This window comes from Streptomyces aurantiaciflavus (assembly GCF_049808595.1).
Classification (GTDB): Bacteria; Actinomycetota; Actinomycetes; order Streptomycetales; family Streptomycetaceae; genus Streptomyces.
In genome coordinates this window covers 152,699-168,006 of record NZ_JBNCAQ010000013.1, presented here as the reverse complement: position 1 = coordinate 168,006, position 15,308 = coordinate 152,699, and the positions used below count along the sequence as shown (strand labels likewise).

At 73.2% G+C, this 15,308-nt stretch carries 15 protein-coding genes; 8 read left to right on the top strand and 7 right to left on the bottom strand.

The annotated features are described in order from the left end of the window. Positions 1 to 112 precede the first annotated feature (112 nt). A complete protein-coding gene (locus ACPT94_RS18090; protein ID WP_360342268.1) occupies positions 113 to 1,282 on the top strand; it encodes a thiolase family protein in 1,170 nt (389 codons plus the stop codon). A gap of 66 nt (positions 1,283 to 1,348) precedes the next feature. On the opposite strand, the gene ACPT94_RS18085 is transcribed toward ACPT94_RS18090, so the two are convergent. Further along, complete coding sequence (locus tag ACPT94_RS18085) at positions 1,349 to 2,149, bottom strand: TVP38/TMEM64 family protein (protein ID WP_425246279.1); 801 nt, start codon at positions 2,147 to 2,149, stop codon at positions 1,349 to 1,351. 49 nt (positions 2,150 to 2,198) lie between these two features. Here ACPT94_RS18085 and ACPT94_RS18080 point away from each other — a divergent pair, with 49 nt between their 5' ends. Next, positions 2,199 to 2,921 (top strand): DNA alkylation repair protein, encoded by a 723-nt coding sequence (locus tag ACPT94_RS18080; RefSeq protein ID WP_360342274.1) that lies wholly within the window; start codon positions 2,199 to 2,201, stop codon positions 2,919 to 2,921. A gap of 7 nt (positions 2,922 to 2,928) precedes the next feature. On the opposite strand, the gene ACPT94_RS18075 is transcribed toward ACPT94_RS18080, so the two are convergent. After that, entirely contained in the window at positions 2,929 to 3,474 is a 546-nt protein-coding gene (locus ACPT94_RS18075; protein ID WP_425246278.1) for a hypothetical protein, read from the bottom strand. Positions 3,475 to 3,806: 332 nt separating this feature from the next. On the opposite strand from ACPT94_RS18075, the gene tuf reads away from it, so the two are divergent. After that, positions 3,807 to 4,988 (top strand): elongation factor Tu, encoded by a 1,182-nt coding sequence (gene tuf, locus ACPT94_RS18070; protein WP_360342280.1) that lies wholly within the window; start codon positions 3,807 to 3,809, stop codon positions 4,986 to 4,988. A 156-nt stretch (positions 4,989 to 5,144) separates the two neighbouring features. After that, positions 5,145 to 5,936 (top strand): spermidine synthase, encoded by a 792-nt coding sequence (locus tag ACPT94_RS18065; protein ID WP_360342459.1) that lies wholly within the window; start codon positions 5,145 to 5,147, stop codon positions 5,934 to 5,936. A gap of 72 nt (positions 5,937 to 6,008) precedes the next feature. On the opposite strand, the gene ACPT94_RS18060 is transcribed toward ACPT94_RS18065, so the two are convergent. Together ACPT94_RS18060 and ACPT94_RS18055 are read right to left on the bottom strand one after the other, a co-directional pair. After that, entirely contained in the window at positions 6,009 to 7,349 is a 1,341-nt protein-coding gene (locus ACPT94_RS18060) for an MFS transporter (RefSeq protein WP_360342283.1), read from the bottom strand. Between the two features lie 96 nt (positions 7,350 to 7,445). Next, a complete protein-coding gene (locus tag ACPT94_RS18055) occupies positions 7,446 to 8,480 on the bottom strand; it encodes a DUF8017 domain-containing protein (protein ID WP_360342286.1) in 1,035 nt (344 codons plus the stop codon). Between the two features lie 197 nt (positions 8,481 to 8,677). On the opposite strand from ACPT94_RS18055, the gene ACPT94_RS18050 reads away from it, so the two are divergent. Beyond that, on the top strand, positions 8,678 to 9,115 hold the full coding sequence (locus ACPT94_RS18050) for a DUF4442 domain-containing protein (protein WP_360342462.1): 438 nt from the start codon (positions 8,678 to 8,680) through the stop codon (positions 9,113 to 9,115). Positions 9,116 to 9,188: 73 nt separating this feature from the next. Here the strand turns inward: ACPT94_RS18050 and galU are convergent, their stop codons facing one another. After that, positions 9,189 to 10,157 (bottom strand): UTP--glucose-1-phosphate uridylyltransferase GalU, encoded by a 969-nt coding sequence (galU, locus tag ACPT94_RS18045; protein ID WP_360342289.1) that lies wholly within the window; start codon positions 10,155 to 10,157, stop codon positions 9,189 to 9,191. A 420-nt stretch (positions 10,158 to 10,577) separates the two neighbouring features. Here galU and ACPT94_RS18040 point away from each other — a divergent pair, with 420 nt between their 5' ends. Next, entirely contained in the window at positions 10,578 to 12,467 is a 1,890-nt protein-coding gene (locus tag ACPT94_RS18040; protein ID WP_425246277.1) for an RICIN domain-containing protein, read from the top strand. A 12-nt stretch (positions 12,468 to 12,479) separates the two neighbouring features. Here ACPT94_RS18040 and ACPT94_RS18035 read toward each other — a convergent pair whose 3' ends face one another. Then, positions 12,480 to 12,878 carry a hypothetical protein gene (locus ACPT94_RS18035; protein WP_425246276.1) on the bottom strand — a complete coding sequence of 133 codons (399 nt, stop codon included), beginning with the start codon at positions 12,876 to 12,878 and terminating at the stop codon, positions 12,480 to 12,482. A 219-nt stretch (positions 12,879 to 13,097) separates the two neighbouring features. On the opposite strand from ACPT94_RS18035, the gene ACPT94_RS18030 reads away from it, so the two are divergent. Beyond that, a complete protein-coding gene (locus ACPT94_RS18030; RefSeq protein WP_360342298.1) occupies positions 13,098 to 13,757 on the top strand; it encodes a DedA family protein in 660 nt (219 codons plus the stop codon). A gap of 87 nt (positions 13,758 to 13,844) precedes the next feature. On the opposite strand, the gene ACPT94_RS18025 is transcribed toward ACPT94_RS18030, so the two are convergent. Continuing rightward, the gene (locus ACPT94_RS18025; RefSeq protein ID WP_360342301.1) at positions 13,845 to 14,372 is read right to left on the bottom strand and encodes a gamma carbonic anhydrase family protein; all 528 of its coding nucleotides are present in this window, start codon (positions 14,370 to 14,372) and stop codon (positions 13,845 to 13,847) included. Positions 14,373 to 14,485: 113 nt separating this feature from the next. Here ACPT94_RS18025 and ACPT94_RS18020 point away from each other — a divergent pair, with 113 nt between their 5' ends. Continuing rightward, positions 14,486 to 15,250: an acyltransferase gene (locus ACPT94_RS18020; protein ID WP_360342304.1), complete on the top strand. Its 765-nt coding sequence runs from the start codon at positions 14,486 to 14,488 to the stop codon at positions 15,248 to 15,250. The last annotated feature ends 58 nt before the right edge of the window (positions 15,251 to 15,308 follow it).

Sequence of the window (15,308 nt, the reverse complement as noted above, 5' to 3'; positions counted from 1 at the left end):
AGGCGAGGGTTTGATTTTCCAACTCACAGCGTTATGGTGAGTTCGGATTTCCTACTCACTGGTAATCGCCCGGGTGGCCCGAAGGGGCCCGGCGGCCCAAGGAGGCCCGCACATGCGTGACGCAGTCATCGTCGAAGCCGTACGCACCCCGATCGGCAAGGGCAAGCCGAACGGTGCGCTCGCCCACGTGCACCCCGTCGAACTCCTCGCCCACACCCTGCGCTCCCTCGTCGAGCGTTCCGGCGTCGACCCGGCGCTGATCGACGACGTCATCGGCGGCACCGTCGACCAGGTCGGCGAACAGGCCATGAACACCACCCGCTACGCCGCCCTGTCGGCGGGCTTCCCGGAGACGGTGCCCGCGACCACGGTCGACCGGCAGTGCGGCTCCTCCCAGCAGGCCGTGCACTTCGCCGCGCAGGGCGTCATCTCCGGCGCGTACGACCTCGTCGTCGCCTGCGGGGTCGAGTCGATGAGCCGGGTGCCGATGTGGTCGAACGTGCCGCCCGGCAAGGACCCCTTCGGCCCCGGCATCGCCGAGCGCTACCCCGAGGGCCTCGTCCCGCAGGGCATCAGCGCCGAACTCATCGCCGCCAAGTGGTCGATCACCCGCGAGCAGATGGACGCCTTCGCGGTCTCCTCGCACCGCAGGGCGGCCGAGGCCTGGGAGAAGGGCCTCTTCGACGCGGAACTCGCGCCGCTGGACGGCGTCGCCCGCGACGAGTGCGTACGGCCCGGCAGCACGACCGAGATCCTCGCCGGCCTCAAGCCCGCCTACTACGACCCGGCCTTCGCCGAGCGCTTCCCGCAGATCGAGTGGAACGTCACCGCGGGCAACGCCAGCCCGATCAACGACGGCGCCTCGGCCGTGCTGATCACCTCCAGCGAGACCGCCGCCCGCCTGGGGCTGCGCCCGCTCGCCCGTCTGCACAGCTTCGCCGTCACCGGGTCGGACCCGCTGCTGATGCTCACCGGCGTCATCCCGGCCACCGAGAAGGTGCTGCGCAGGGCGGGCCTGTCCCTCGACGACATCGACCTCTTCGAGGTCAACGAGGCGTTCTCCAGCGTCGTCCTGGCCTGGCGGCAGGAGACCGGCGCCGACCTCGCCAAGGTCAACGTCCACGGCGGCGCGATCGCCCTCGGGCACCCGCTCGGCGCGAGCGGGACCCGGTTGACGACGACTTTGGTGCACGCGATGCGGGAACGGGGCGCCCGCTACGCGTTGCAGACGATGTGCGAGGCGGGCGGCCTCGCCAACGCGATGATCCTCGAAGGGGTCTGAAGCGCTTTCAATGTCCCGACAGTCCCGGTGGTCTCAGTGGCCAGGGCTTCCCAGGCCTCTGGGGCGTCAGCGGCGGCGCAGGTGGTGGCGTTTGCGCCACGCCACCACCGCGCCCGCCAGGCCGGGCAGGGTGATGGCGGCCATCGCGATCAGGAAGAGCGGCGAGGTCGGGGAAGAGGCGGTGGCCCCGGCCACCACGTACGCGGCCGTGTTCGGGACCGAGCCGAGCGCGGTCGCGACCAGGAACGGCAGCCAGCCCATGCGGGAGACGGCGGCACAGTAGTTCGCGGCCCAGAACGGGATCCCCGGGAAGAGCCGGGCCGCCAGCATCGAGCGCAGCCCGTGCCGGCTCAACTGGCCGTCCGCGGCCTTCAGCAACCGGCCCCGCAGCAGCGGTCGCAGCGCGTCCTGCCCGAGGACCCGGCCCAGTCCGAAGGCGATTCCCGCCCCCAGCACCGTGCCGCCCATCGCCGCGCCGAGGCCCAGCTGCGAGCCGAACAGGGCGCCCGCGGCCAGGTTCAGCAGCGGCCGCGGCACGAACGCCACCGTGCACAGCCCGTACGCGACCGCGAACACGAGCGCCGCTGTGGCGCCGCCCAGTTGGGGTGGCCAGCCCTCCGCGAGCAGCTTCTGCGGTTCGAAGAGCAGCACGCTCGACGCGGCCGCCGCCAGCAGCGCGACCAGCAGCGCGAAACGGGACCAGGGGGAGAGCAGCACTCTGGTGCAGCGGGCGGCGAGACCGTCGGGCGCGGGCGTGGGCGCGGCGACGACGGGAACGGGCACGGGCACGGGAACGACGAGCTCCGTGGCGGCGGCCCGGGGAGAGGCCGTGGCGGTGCCCCCAGAGCGGGTGGTGGCATCGAGCATCCGGCGACACTAACCGACGGACATGTGTGATCGCCGTATGGTTCGTCTCATGACCGTCACAGGTGCGGAAACGGTCGATGTACCGCCCAGCGCTCTCGCCGACGCCGTGATGGAGCGGCTGACCGCCGCGTACGCCGGCGCGGCCGATCCCGTCCGGGCGGCGGCCATGCGCGCGTACATGAAGGACGTGGCGCCCTTCCTGGGCCTGCCCACACCCGAGCGCCGGGCCCTGTCCCGTGCCGTCCTGGCGGGCACGTCCCGCCCCGACGAGGCCGACTGCACGGCGATCGCCCTGCGCTGCTGGGCGCTGCCGCAGCGCGAATACCACTACTTCGCCGTCGACTACCTCCGCCGGCACGCCCGACGCTGCACCTCGGCGTTCCTGCCGGTGACCCGCCACCTCGTCACCACCGTGCCCTGGTGGGACACCGTCGACCCGCTCGCCGCCCATGTCGTCGGCGCCCTCGTCGCCGCCGACCCGCGCCTCACGGCCGACATGGACGCCTGGATCACCGACGACGACCTGTGGGTCGCCCGCGCCGCCCTGCTCCACCAACTCCGCTACAAGGAACGCACCGACGCCGACCGCCTCTTCGCCCACTGCCTGCACCGGTCCGGCCACCCGGACTTCTTCGTCCGCAAGGCGATCGGCTGGGCCCTGCGCGAGTACGCCAAGACCGACCCCGGGGCCGTCCGCGCCTTCCTGTCCCGTGAGCGGGGCCGGTTCGCTCCGCTGACGGTCCGGGAGGCGCTGAAGAACATCGGCGGCTGAGCGCGCGTCACGGCCGCCGGCGGGGTGCCTCGTCGTCGGGGGTGTCGGGGCTCGCGAAACGGAAGGGGACCGAGAGGTGGGCGGCCAGGGCCGCGCCGACCCGGCCGGCCACGGCGGCCGACGGGTGCCGGGGGAACGGGTCCTCGTCGCCGAGGTGCCGGGCGGCCGCGGACCGGTGGACGGTGGCGAGCGGCAGTTCCCCCTCGGGGTCGGCGGTGACCGCCACCAGCTCCACGAACCAGTCGTGCACGGTGTCCCCGTCCCAGACGGCCTCCACGGCCACGACGCGGCCGGGCGCGCCCGCCGCACGGGCGGTCAGCGACTCGAGGTCGAGCGGGCTGTCGGGGGTGCGGGCGACGCGGTCGCCGTGGTGGCGGTAGCGGTCGTGGACGACGAGCTGGGCCTCGGCGAGCCCCAGCCCCCGAGCCCGGCCGGCCTCCCAGACGACCCGGACCGCCGGCAGCAGGGCGTCCTGAAGGACGTATCCGTCGGCCTGGGCGCGGATGCCGGCCGGCAGCAGCTCCCACCACTCGGCCGTGGTCATGTCGGTCATGCGGACGGTGCCTCTCTCTTCCGTGCGGCCCCGCCCCCCAACTCCCCCGGGGAAAACCATTCGACACCGGTCGGACCGTCGGCGAGGATCTGTCCCATGTTCCGGTACGCCTTCGTCCTCGCAGCATCCGCCGTCGCGGATGCCCCGAAGGCTGCCGTTCCCGTTCTCACGGCCGCTGTCGACGGCGCCCGAAGCTGACCCTCTCCGGATCGTCCGGCGGACCCCGCAGGGGGAGGGTCGGCGATTTCCCAGGGGTCCCCGTCCCGGCCGGCGTTCCGCCGCAGCCGGGGCCATCACTCAGCACCCTTCCCTGAGAGGCTTCGGGTATCGCCATGCCCAAGACGGCATACGTGCGCACCAAACCGCACCTGAACATCGGCACGATGGGGCACGTCGACCACGGCAAGACCACCCTGACCGCCGCCATCACCAAGGTCCTCGCCGAGCGCGGAGCCGGCACGTTCGTGCCGTTCGACCGCATCGACCGCGCCCCCGAGGAGGCGGCGCGCGGCATCACGATCAACATCGCGCACGTCGAGTACGAGACCGACACCCGGCACTACGCGCACGTCGACATGCCGGGCCACGCCGACTACGTCAAGAACATGGTCACCGGCGCCGCGCAGCTCGACGGGGCGATCCTCGTCGTCTCCGCGCTCGACGGGATCATGCCGCAGACCGCCGAACACGTCCTGCTCGCCCGGCAGGTGGGCGTCGACCACATCGTCGTCGCCCTGAACAAGGCCGACGCCGTCGACGACGGCGAGGACGCCGTGCTCACCGACCTGGTCGAGCTGGAGGTCCGCGACCTGCTCACGGCGCACGGCTACGGCGGTGACGCCGCGCCCGTCGTACGGGTCTCGGGGCTGAAGGCGCTGGAGGGCGACCCGCGGTGGACGGCGTCCATCGACGCGCTGCTCGACGCGGTCGACACCTATGTGCCGATGCCCGAGCGGTACGTGGACGCGCCGTTCCTGCTGCCCGTGGAGAACGTGCTCACCATCACCGGCCGGGGGACGGTCGTCACCGGCGCGGTGGAGCGGGGCAGGGTGCGGGTCGGCGACCGGGTCGAGGTGCTCGGCGCCGGCGTGGACACCGTGGTGACCGGTCTGGAGACCTTCGGCAAGCCGATGGAGGAGGCGCAGGCCGGGGACAACGTGGCGCTGCTGCTGCGCGGGGTGCCGCGGGACGCCGTGCGGCGGGGGCACGTGGTGGCCGCGCCGGGGAGCGTGGCGCCGCGGCGGCGGTTCTCGGCGCGGGTGTATGTGCTGTCGGCGGCGGAGGGCGGGCGTTCGACGCCCGTCGCCACCGGGTACCGGCCGCAGTTCTACATCCGTACGGCGGACGTCGTCGGGGCCGTGGACCTGGGGGAGGCCGCCGTCGCGCGCCCCGGGGACACGGTCGCCATGACCGTCGAGCTGGGGCGTGAGGTGCCTCTGGAGCCGGGGCTCGGGTTCGCCGTTCGTGAGGGCGGGCGGACCGTGGGGGCGGGGACCGTGACCGCCGTCGAGTGAGCGTGGCCGAGGTGCGTGGGGGCACTGCGGGACCGTTGTGGCTGGTCGCGCAGTGCCCCGCGCCCCTTGCCGGGCGCCTTGGACAGGCACAATGAGAAGGTGAAGGACGAGCCCATACCCGTCACCCGAGCCGTCGACCACGGCACCGCCAAGCTGATGCCCGACGTCGACCGGGAGCGGGCGTGGCTGCTGACCGTGGACGGGGCGCCGCAGTCGTACGTCGACCTGGACGAGCCGACGCACCTGGAGTTCGAGTACGCGCAGCGGCTCGGGCACGTCCTGGACACCGTCGCCGAGGCGGGGCGGCCCCTGGACGTGCTGCACCTCGGTGGCGGGGCGCTCACCCTGCCGCGCTATCTGGCGGCGACCCGGCCGGGCTCCCGGCAGGACGTCGTCGAGGCCGATCGCGGCCTGCTGGAGCTGGTGGCCGAGCACCTGCCCCTCCCGCCCGGCACCGGCGTCACGCTGCACGCGGCCGACGCGCGGGCCTGGCTGGAGGCGGCCCCGGCCGACTCCGCCGACGCCCTTGTCGCCGACGTCTTCGGCGGCTCCCGCGTCCCCGCCCATCTGACGTCCCTCGCCTACGCCCGCGAGGCCGGACGCGTCCTGCGCGCCGACGGCGTCTACCTGGCGAACCTCGCGGACGCGGCGCCGTTCGCCTTCCTGCGCTCCCAACTGGCCACGTTCGCCGCGGTCTTCGAGGAACTCGCCCTGATCGCCGAACCGGCGGTGCTGCGCGGCCGGCGCTTCGGCAACGCGGTCCTCGTCGCCGCCCACCACCCCCTGGACGTCACCACCCTGGCCCGGCTCACCGCCGCCGACGCCTTCCCGGCCCGCGTGGAACACGGGCCGGGGCTAAGGGACTTCGTCGGCGACGCCCGGCCCGTGGGGGACGAGGAGGCGGTTCCGTCGCCCGAGCCGCCGGGCGGGGCGTTCGGTATCGGCTGACGGGGGAGGGAGTCGGCTCGACCCTCGGCTCGGCCGGTTCGGCCGTTCCCACCGCCCGAGCCGCCCCGTGCCTCAGGCCCTCCCGGACCCCGCGTCCACCTCCGTCAGGCCCTCACGACCTGCCTCGGTCTCCTCCTCGCCCGAATCGCCATCGCCTGCCTCGCCCCGAGTGACCTGCTTCGTGCGGCGGGTCAGATTCCGTACGTCCGGCACGCACAGCACCGCCGCCGTGACCAGGACGACCAGCGTGGCGCAGCCCCACAGGGCGGCCGTCCGGCCGAAGGCGGACTCCGTGGGGCCCGCGAGTGCCGTGGCCAGGGGAACCATGGCGACCGAGCCGAACCAGTCGTAGGCCGAGACGCGGGAGAGTTTCTCCTCGGGTATCTCCTGGTGGAGGGCGGTCATCCAGGAGACGCCGAACACCTCCAGCGTGACGCCGGTCAGGAACATCACGGTGCACAGGACGGAGATCGGTACCGGCACGGCGAGCGCGGCGGACGGCAGGGCCAGCGGGAAGACACAGAGAGTGCCGGCGAAGAGCAGACGGCGGGGCTTCCAGCGGGTCATCAGGACGGCGCCGGCCACCGTGCCCGCGCCGAAGAAACCGAGGGCGAGGCCCCAGGGGCCGGGCCCGCCGAGGTGGTCCCGGGCGACGAGGGGACCGTAGACCGCGTCGGCGGCGGCGACGACCGCGTTGGCGATCGAGAACTGCAGGACGATGCCCCACAGCCAGGGCCGGCCGCTGAACTCCCGCCAGCCCTCGCGGAGATCGGCGAGCATGCCGCCGCTCCGCCCGCGCGCCGGGATGTGACTCACGTCGAGGAACGCGCGCAGCGTCCCGGCGAGCGCGAAGGCGGCGGCGTCCGCGGCGAGCACCCAGCCCGGCCCGGCCACGGCGACCATCGCGCCACCGAGAGCCGCGCCGCCGAGGGCCGCTCCCTGCATCGCCATCCGGAACACCGCGAACGCCCGTCCGGCCTGCTCGCCCTCGACCGAGGACATCAGCATGCCCTCGGCGGCCGGGCTGAAGAACGCCTGGCCCGTGCCGCCGAGCGCGGTCAGCAGCATCATCTGCCACAACTGCGGCTCGCCCGCGAGCACGAGCGCGGCGAACGCGGCCTGCGAGAGACAGTTGAGGGCGTTGGCGGCGACCATCACCCGGTGCCGCGGGAGCCGGTCGGCGACCGCGCCGCCGATCAGCAGGAACAGCACCAGCGGCAGCGTGCGGGCCGCGGCCACCAGACCGACGTCGCCGCCGTCGCCCCCCGCCTCGAGGACGGCGAACGCGGCGGCGATGAGCGCTCCGTGACTGCCGAGGCTCGTGATGAACGCGGCGGCGGTCAGCAGGCTGTAGTTGCGGCCCGCCCAGGCGGGTCTGCGCAGGCGGGGGCGGGTGGCGGCGGCTGAGGTCACGGGACTACTCTCGCGGGCGGGGATCCGAGTTGACAAACCGATTCCAGGCCACGGTTGCGGCCCGCCTCCTGCGGGCGGGCCGCAACCGGGTGCGGGTCAGTCCACCGTCGGGTCTCCGTGGAGCCGTACGGTGCTGAGGACCTTCTGGATGGTCGCGTCGGGCACCTCTTCCTTGACGCCCTTGGCGCCGTAGAAGCTCCACGAGACGAAGTTGCCGGCCGAGTTCTTGAAGGCGAACGTGGTCGCCTTGCCGTCGAAGTCGCACTTGCGGGTCTTCGGGACGCCGGACGTGTAGGACGTCGCCACGCTGCCCGCGACCCCCGACTTCGTCGTGTACGGCTTCGCCTCGCCGATCTTCAGGTACTTCTTGGAGGACTCCTTCTGGTCGGTGTAGCCGCCGAAGGCGAACGCCGCCGCATCGCCCCGCGCGGTACTGGCGGTGTCCTTCGCCCCGTCCTCGCCCTTGGTGCCGGCTGCCGCCAGCGACGACGTCTCCTCGCTGCCGTCCTTGTCGTCGTCGGACGAGCAGTAGTCGTGCTTCAGGAAGGCGGGCGCCGAGAAGCCGATGTACGGGGAGCCGTCCCCCTTCTGCTGGTCCTCGAAGAAGGTGAAGACGCCGGGCTTCTCGACCTCCCACTCGGGGGGAACGTCGAAGGCCGTGCCGTACTTCGGGTTGATCACGACCTTCCAGCCGGGAACGGTCGGCTTCTCCGTCTCGGTGTCGCGCGGGTTGTCGTCCGCTGCCGACGCGCTCGGGTCGGCCGACGTCGGTGCCGATGCCGACGGCGACCGGCTCGTGCCGCCGCCCCCACCGTCCGCCTCGTCGTCGCTGTCGCCGCCCAGGACGAGGAAGCCGGTCACGCCCGCGGCCACGACGACGGCCAGGGCCGCCCCGATCGCCACCAGTTTCGTCCGGTTGCCCCCACCGCCACCGCCGCCGGGCTGCGGCTGGGGCTGGGGCGCGCCGACGGGCGAGGGCGCGCCCCACTGCGGCTGCTGCGCGTAGGGGTTGGGCTGCTGGAAGCCGGGTTGCTGATACGGATTCGGCTGCTGGTATCCCGGCTGCTGGTACGGATTGTTCTGCGCCTGCGGGTTCTGCTCTCCCCCGGGCGGCTGCTGTCCTGGCCACATGGCCTGAAACCCTAGTGCCGCCCAGGACACGAGTCGGTCACCGCCCCTTGTCGAGGCCGTACCGAAGCAGACCGCGGGGCGGTGACGGCCGGTGCGCCGGAGGCGACGCCGAGGACGGGTGCGTGCGGCGATCACCGCACGGCTCTGGCGAGCGCTGGCTACTCGTGGGTAACATCGCCGTCATGAGCGCAGACCAGATGTCCGTCGGCGAGATGCTCGCCGCCACGGTGCCCATGGCCCGGACCCTGAACCTCGAGTTCCTGGAGACCGGCCCGGAGAAGGCCGTGGTGGCCCTGCCGGACCAGAGCGAGTACCACAACCACGTGGGCGGGCCGCACGCCGGCGCGATGTTCACGCTCGGCGAGTCCGCCAGCGGCGCGATCGTCCTCGCCGCGTTCGGCGACCAGCTGGCGCGGGCCGTCCCGCTCGCCGTCGGCGCCGAGATCGCCTACAAGAAGCTCGCGATGGGCGCCGTCACCGCCACCGCCACCCTCGGCCGCCCGGCCGCCGAGGTCGTCGCCCAACTCGACGCGGGGGAGCGCCCCGAGTTCCCGGTGACGATCGAGATCCGCCGCGCCGACGGAGCCGTCACCGGTGAGATGACGGTGGTGTGGACCCTGCGCCCCAACGGCTGAGTCACAGGCGGGAGTCGGAGCTGCCTTCCGTGCGGGTGCCGACCGACCGCCCGTCCGTGACCGGGCCCCGCTGTCATGCCGCCAGTCGTGCGCGCTCCGCGTCGTCCGTCTCCCCGTTCTCCAGACCGGCCACGAACTCCTTGAGCCAGGACACGAACTCCGGGCCCAGGTCGGGCCGGTCGCAGGCCAGGCGGACGACCGTGCGGAGATAGTCGGCCTTGTCGCCGGTGTCGTAACGGCGTCCGGAGAAGACGACGCCGTGGACCGTGCCGGACGCGGCCAGCTCCTGGAGGGCGTCGGTGAGCTGGATCTCCCCGCCGCGGCCGGGCGCGGTGCGCTCGAGGACGTCGAAGACGGCCGGGTCCAAAACGTAGCGGCCGATGACGGCGTACCGGCTCGGCGCGTCCTCGCGGGCGGGCTTCTCGACGAGGCCGGTGACCCGTACGACACCGTCCTCGCCGGAGGGCTCCACGGCCGCGCAGCCGTAGAGGTGGACCTGCTCCGGCGGGACCGCCATCAGTGCGACCACGCTGCCGGCGTACCGCTCGCGGACCTCCAGCATCCGGCTGAGCAGGGTCTCGCGCGGGTCGATGAGGTCGTCGCCGAGGAGGACGGCGAAGGGCTGGTCGCCGACATGGTGGCGGGCGCACAGCACGGCGTGGCCGAGGCCGAGCGGGTCGCCCTGCCGGATGTGGTGGATGTCGGCGAGCCGGGCCGGGTCGCGCACCGCGTCCAGCCGCACGGTGTCGCCCTTGGCCGCGAGGGCCTGCTCCAGTTCGAAGGCGTGGTCGAAGTGGTCCTCGATGGCCCGCTTGTGCCGGCCGGTGACCATCAGGACGTCGTCCAGACCGGCCGCGGCCGCCTCCTCGACGACGTACTGGATGGCCGGCTTGTCGACGACCGGGAGCATCTCCTTCGGGGTCGCCTTCGTCGCGGGCAGGAAGCGGGTGCCGAGTCCGGCCGCCGGCACGACCGCCTTGCGGACCGCGGCAACGGTCGCGGGAGCGGACGGGGTGACGGGGGAGGGGTGGGGGGCGTTCATGGCGATCATGGTGGACCGGGCGGATGGGAGCAGCCCGGGAGTCACCTCTGAGATTCCTGTGGGGCGCGCCCGAAGTTGGAGATTGCGTGCCCCATCCGCCTTTCCCCGCACACAAGTTGACGCCCCGCCTCCGCCCCCACTCCGGTCAGATTTCGAAAACGGGTGCGGATACCGCCGGTAACTTATCTGAATACCCCGCACTTTGAACGGGAGTCACTCGAACTCCTTGTTTCCTGTGAGGCGCGTGTGCGAAGGTGAGCCTCCCCGCGGGCCGGTCGGATCGGGACAGGGACCTGGTCGGGCCAAAAGTACGCACCAATCAAAGGCATCAATCACGCATCATCGCGCACCACCCAGGTACCTCTTTCCGGCGGACGCGTATTGCGTGCCGTTCGTCGGCTGGGAAGGAAATGGTTCCCCGTGCAGTCCCCGAATCCCCCACGCCCGCCGTACCCGCCCCGCCCCGGATGGACCCCTGGGGATTCCGACCGCGACCTCGCGGCCCGGCTCGGCACCGACGGCAACGCCCGCGCCGTCGCCCTGCTGCTCACCCGCCACTGGCGCTCGGCGCACGACTACGCCACCGTCTGCCTGGCCGGCAACCCCGAGGACTCGGCGCGGCTCGTGGCCGCCGCCGCGTTCCACGAGGTGTTCGGACGGCTCGCGGGCGGACGCCCCGGCGGTGCGCTGCGCCCCCAGCTCCTCGTCGCCGTACGCAACACGGTGCGGGCATGGGCCGGGGCGGACGGAGTCGTCGCCGTGCTGCCGGAGCTGCGCAAAACCGTCGGCGGGCGCGGACTGCGCGCCGCACGCCCCGCGACCCCCGAAAGGCGCCGACTCGCCGAACGCGCTTTCCAGTCCCTCCCGGCCGCTTCCCAGTGCCTGTTGTGGCATACGGAGGTGGAGGCCGAGCCGATAACCGTACCGGCCGGTCTGCTGGGCGTGGACGGCATCACGGCGGAGGCCGGTCTGGAACGGGCCCACGAGCAATTCCGAACGGCCTGCGTGCGCGCCCACCGGGAACTCGCGCCGACCAGTGAATGCCGTTTCTACAACCGCCTCCTCGACGTTCCCCTGCGCCGCGGCGGAACCCTGCTGCCCGATGTCCGGCAGCATCTCGCCGAGTGCCGCCACTGCCGTCACGCCGCCGAACAACTCAGCCATTTCGACGGCGGACTGGACGTCCTGCTCGCCGAGACCGTCCTCGGCTGGGGCGCCCGCCGCTACCTCGACTCCCGCCCCGGACGTGCCGCCACCCCCACCGCCACCACGGGCACACCCGCCCGGCCCGCGGAGACGCGTCCGGCCGGCGGAGGCGGCCGCCACCGCGTCACCTCGGCCGGTCTGCTCGACCTGTCGGGCGGGCGCTCCCGGAAGGCCGTCCTCATCGGTGTCGGGCTGACCTCCCTCGCCCTGCTCGCGACCGTGCTCGTGACCCGGAGCTGGTCCGAGGACAACGGCGTCTCCCACCCCCGGGCCACGTGGGGCGCCCCCGCCGCCGGCACCAGCCCCGCGGGTTCCGCCGGCGCACCGAGCGCCCCGGACCGTCCCTCGTCCACCGGCTCCTCCTCGAACTCTTCCGCGGGCGCCTCCGCCGCCCGCCCCGCTCAGGTCGCCCACGGCAGGCTGCGCAACACGGCGGCGGGGCTGTGCCTCGACACCGCCGGCGGGCGGATCGAGGCCGGCGCCCCGGCCGTCCTGGCGGCCTGCTCGTCGGCTCCGTCCCAGCAGTGGTCGTACCAGGACGACGGACTGCTGCGCAGCACCGCCGCCCCGGCCCTCTGCCTGGCCGCCGACCCGGCCCGCGGAACGACCGTGCTGGCGGGGTGCGTGGTGCACGCGGGCGAGGTCTTCTTCGATCTGACCGTGCGCGGGGAACTCCTGCTGCGGCGCGGTGGGGGCGGCCAGGCGGTCGCGCCCGGCACGGGCCGGTCGCGGACGGACGTCGTCGTCGCGGACCGGGACGGCTCCGGGCGGCAGCGGTGGGTGTTCGACGCGGCCGCCGAGGCGCGGGAGACACCCGTTCCGGACGGGAAGGGCCCGGCGGAACCGCAGGCCGAGAGCCCGGAGCGGCCTGGTGCGCCGGGTGCCCCGGCCCGGCCGCGCGACGCCGTGCCGATGCCGCCGACCGCTCCCGAACCGTCCGCCGCGCCGGAGTACGAGCGGCGGTTCGCCCAGGTGGACTGCTGCGAGGCGTCCGACCCGGCGGACGGGGCCCCGGCACCGGCCAGCCGCACCGGCCCGGCCGAGGTACTGGGCGACGTCGTCGAGCACGCCCTCACCGGGGTGACGACGACCCTCGACGGCTGAAGCCGCGCCGCGCTACGACGTGCACACGCTCCTCAGCTTGCCGGCCGCCTTGTCGATCGCGCCGGAGTCGGGTGCGCGGCCGTCGAGGACGTCCCGGTTGTAGTCCTCGATCGCCCGGCCGAGGTCCTTGACCGCCTTGTCGACCTTGCTGTCGTCCGACCTGGCGTCGATCTTGTCGAGGTTCTTCTCGATGGTGTCGACGGACTCCTCGGTCTTCGTCGGATCCTGGGTCGCGTCCACGCCGGCCTCATGGATCGCCGTGAGGCTGTCGCTGATGTCGTCGGCGTGGGAGAGGCAGTCCAGGGAGTCGTCGACCTCACAGCCGGTGAGGAGACCGGCGGACAGCGCGACGGCTGCCGCGACGGAGGCGATGACGGCCCTGCGGCGGCCACGTCGGCGGTTCACGGCCATGGTGGGGGTCCCTTCGGAAGCGGTGCGGAACGGGTGGGCTCCTTCGCCCACCACGATCACGTGACCGGCCGCTTCGGACGAGGGACCGAACTCCCGGATCCGGGGTGTAGCGGACTACACCCCGGACCCCGCCGGGGCCGACCCGGTAGGCTTCCCGCCGTGCGCCCGCTCGCGGCGCGCGCCGGGAACAGCAGGGCAGTCAATGGGGAGGAACCGGCGGTGCACGTCCAGGAGTGGCTCGAGGCCGTACCCGCGGTCAGCATCTACGCGCTGGTGGGCGTGGTCATCGGTCTGGAGAGCCTGGGCATCCCGCTGCCGGGCGAGATCATCCTCGTCTCCGCGGCGCTGCTCGCCTCCCAGCACGGCGAGATCAACCCGTTCATCCTCGGCACCTGCGCCACCGCCGGCGCCGTGATCGGCGACTCCATCGGCTACGCCATCGGCCGCAAGGGCGGCCGGCCGATGCTGGCCTGGCTGGGCAAGAAGTTCCCCCGGCACTTCAGCGAGGGCCACGTCGCGACGGCGGAGCGCTCCTTCGAGAAGTGGGGCATGTGGGCCGTCTTCTTCGGCCGCTTCATCGCCCTGCTGCGGATCTTCGCCGGTCCGCTGGCGGGTGTCCTGCGGATGCCGTACTGGAAGTTCTTCATCGCCAACGTCCTCGGCGGGATCGTGTGGGCGGGCGGTACGACGGCGGTCATCTACTACGTGGGTGTGGTCGCCGAGTCGTGGCTGAAGAAGTTCTCCTGGCTGGGGCTGGTGGCCGCCGTGCTCATCGGCCTCACGTCGATGCTGGTGCTGAAGCGCAAGGCGAAGAAGGCGCAGAGTGCGCAGAGCGCTCCGCAGGAGGGCGAAGTGGAGGCTGTGGCGGCCGCCGAGTGACGTCGGGCGCGGGGGGTCCGTGCTGGTCGCGCCCACGCCGGCGGAGCCGCACAAGGACCCGGCCCCGCGCCCTGGGCGACCGCTGTCCTACTCGTGGATCTCGCCGTGGGCCTTGGCCAGCTCGGCGTACAGCGTTCCGTTCAGCGTGACGCCCTGCCGCTCCTCCTCCGTCAGCTCACGCTTCACCTTCGCGGGCACCCCCGCCACCAGCGACCCCGGCGGCACCTCCATCCCCTGTGGGACGAGCGCCTGCGCGGCCACGAGCGATCCCGCCCCGATCACCGCCCCGTTCAGGACGGTCGCCCCCATCCCGATCAGACAGTCGTCGCCCACGGTGGCCCCGTGCACGACGGCGTTGTGGCCCACGGACACCCGCTCCCCGATCGTCACCGGGAAACCGGGGTCGGCATGCAGCGTGCAGTTGTCCTGGATGTTGCTCCGCGCCCCGACGGAGATCGACTCGACGTCGCCGCGCACCACCGCGCCGTACCAGACGCTCGCGCCCGCCGCCAGCGTCACGTCCCCGATCACCGAGGACGTCGGCGCCACGAACGCCTCCGCGTCGACCTTCGGTTCCCTGCCGCCGATGCCCACGATCAGCGCCCTGTGCGTCATCACCGTCTCCTCGTGTCCGTCGTACCCCCCCCCGCACCGTACGTCACCCGGTGGGGTGAAGATCACAGGGCTACGGCGTCCTGGGGCCGGTGCGCGCTGAGTACGGTGAGCGGGTGCCGAAGCGCAAGAACACGTTCTCATCATGGTGGCGCCGCCTGGCGCAGCGCGCGGTCCACGCGGGCTGGGCATGGGTGCAGCGCACGGGCTCCGTCACCGCCGAGCACCCCGGCCGTCTCCGCTTCGGCTCCATGGGTCCGGGCACCCGGCTGGCCTTCCCGCTCGGCACCGTCTTCGGCGAGCCCTGGATCCACCTCGGCGCCCACTGCATCGTCGGCGAGCAGGTCACGCTGACGGCCGGCCTGATGCCCGACCTCGACCTCGGCCCGGACCCGATCCTGCGCATCGGCGACGGTGTGGTCCTGGGCCGGGGCAGCCATGTCATCGCCGACACCACGGTCACCATCGGCAGCGACTGCTACTTCGGCCCGTACGTGTATGTCACCTCCACCAACCACTCCTACGACGATCCGCACGAGCCCATCGGCAAGCAGTGGCCGCGGATGGAGCCCGTGGAGATCGGTCCCGGCTGCTGGATCGGCACCGGCGCCGTGATCCTGCCGGGGGCGCGGATCGGGCGGAACGTCGTCGTGGCGGCCGGGGCGGTGGTGCGCGGGCCCGTGCCCGACCACGCCGTCGTGGCGGGGGCACCCGCCCGGGTCGTACGGCGGTGGACGCCCGCCGAGGGCTGGCAGCCGCCGCTGCGGACCCCGGCGCCGGTGCCGATCCCGGACGGGATCACCTCGGAACAGTTGGTCGCGCTGTCGGGGCTGGACGAGGAGTCGGCGGCGCGGCTCGCGCAGCTGGAACCCGAGGGCTGACCCAGCCCGTCGGTCCGACGGGGGCGAACGCCGGCAGCGAGGTCCGGGTCAGGCCTCC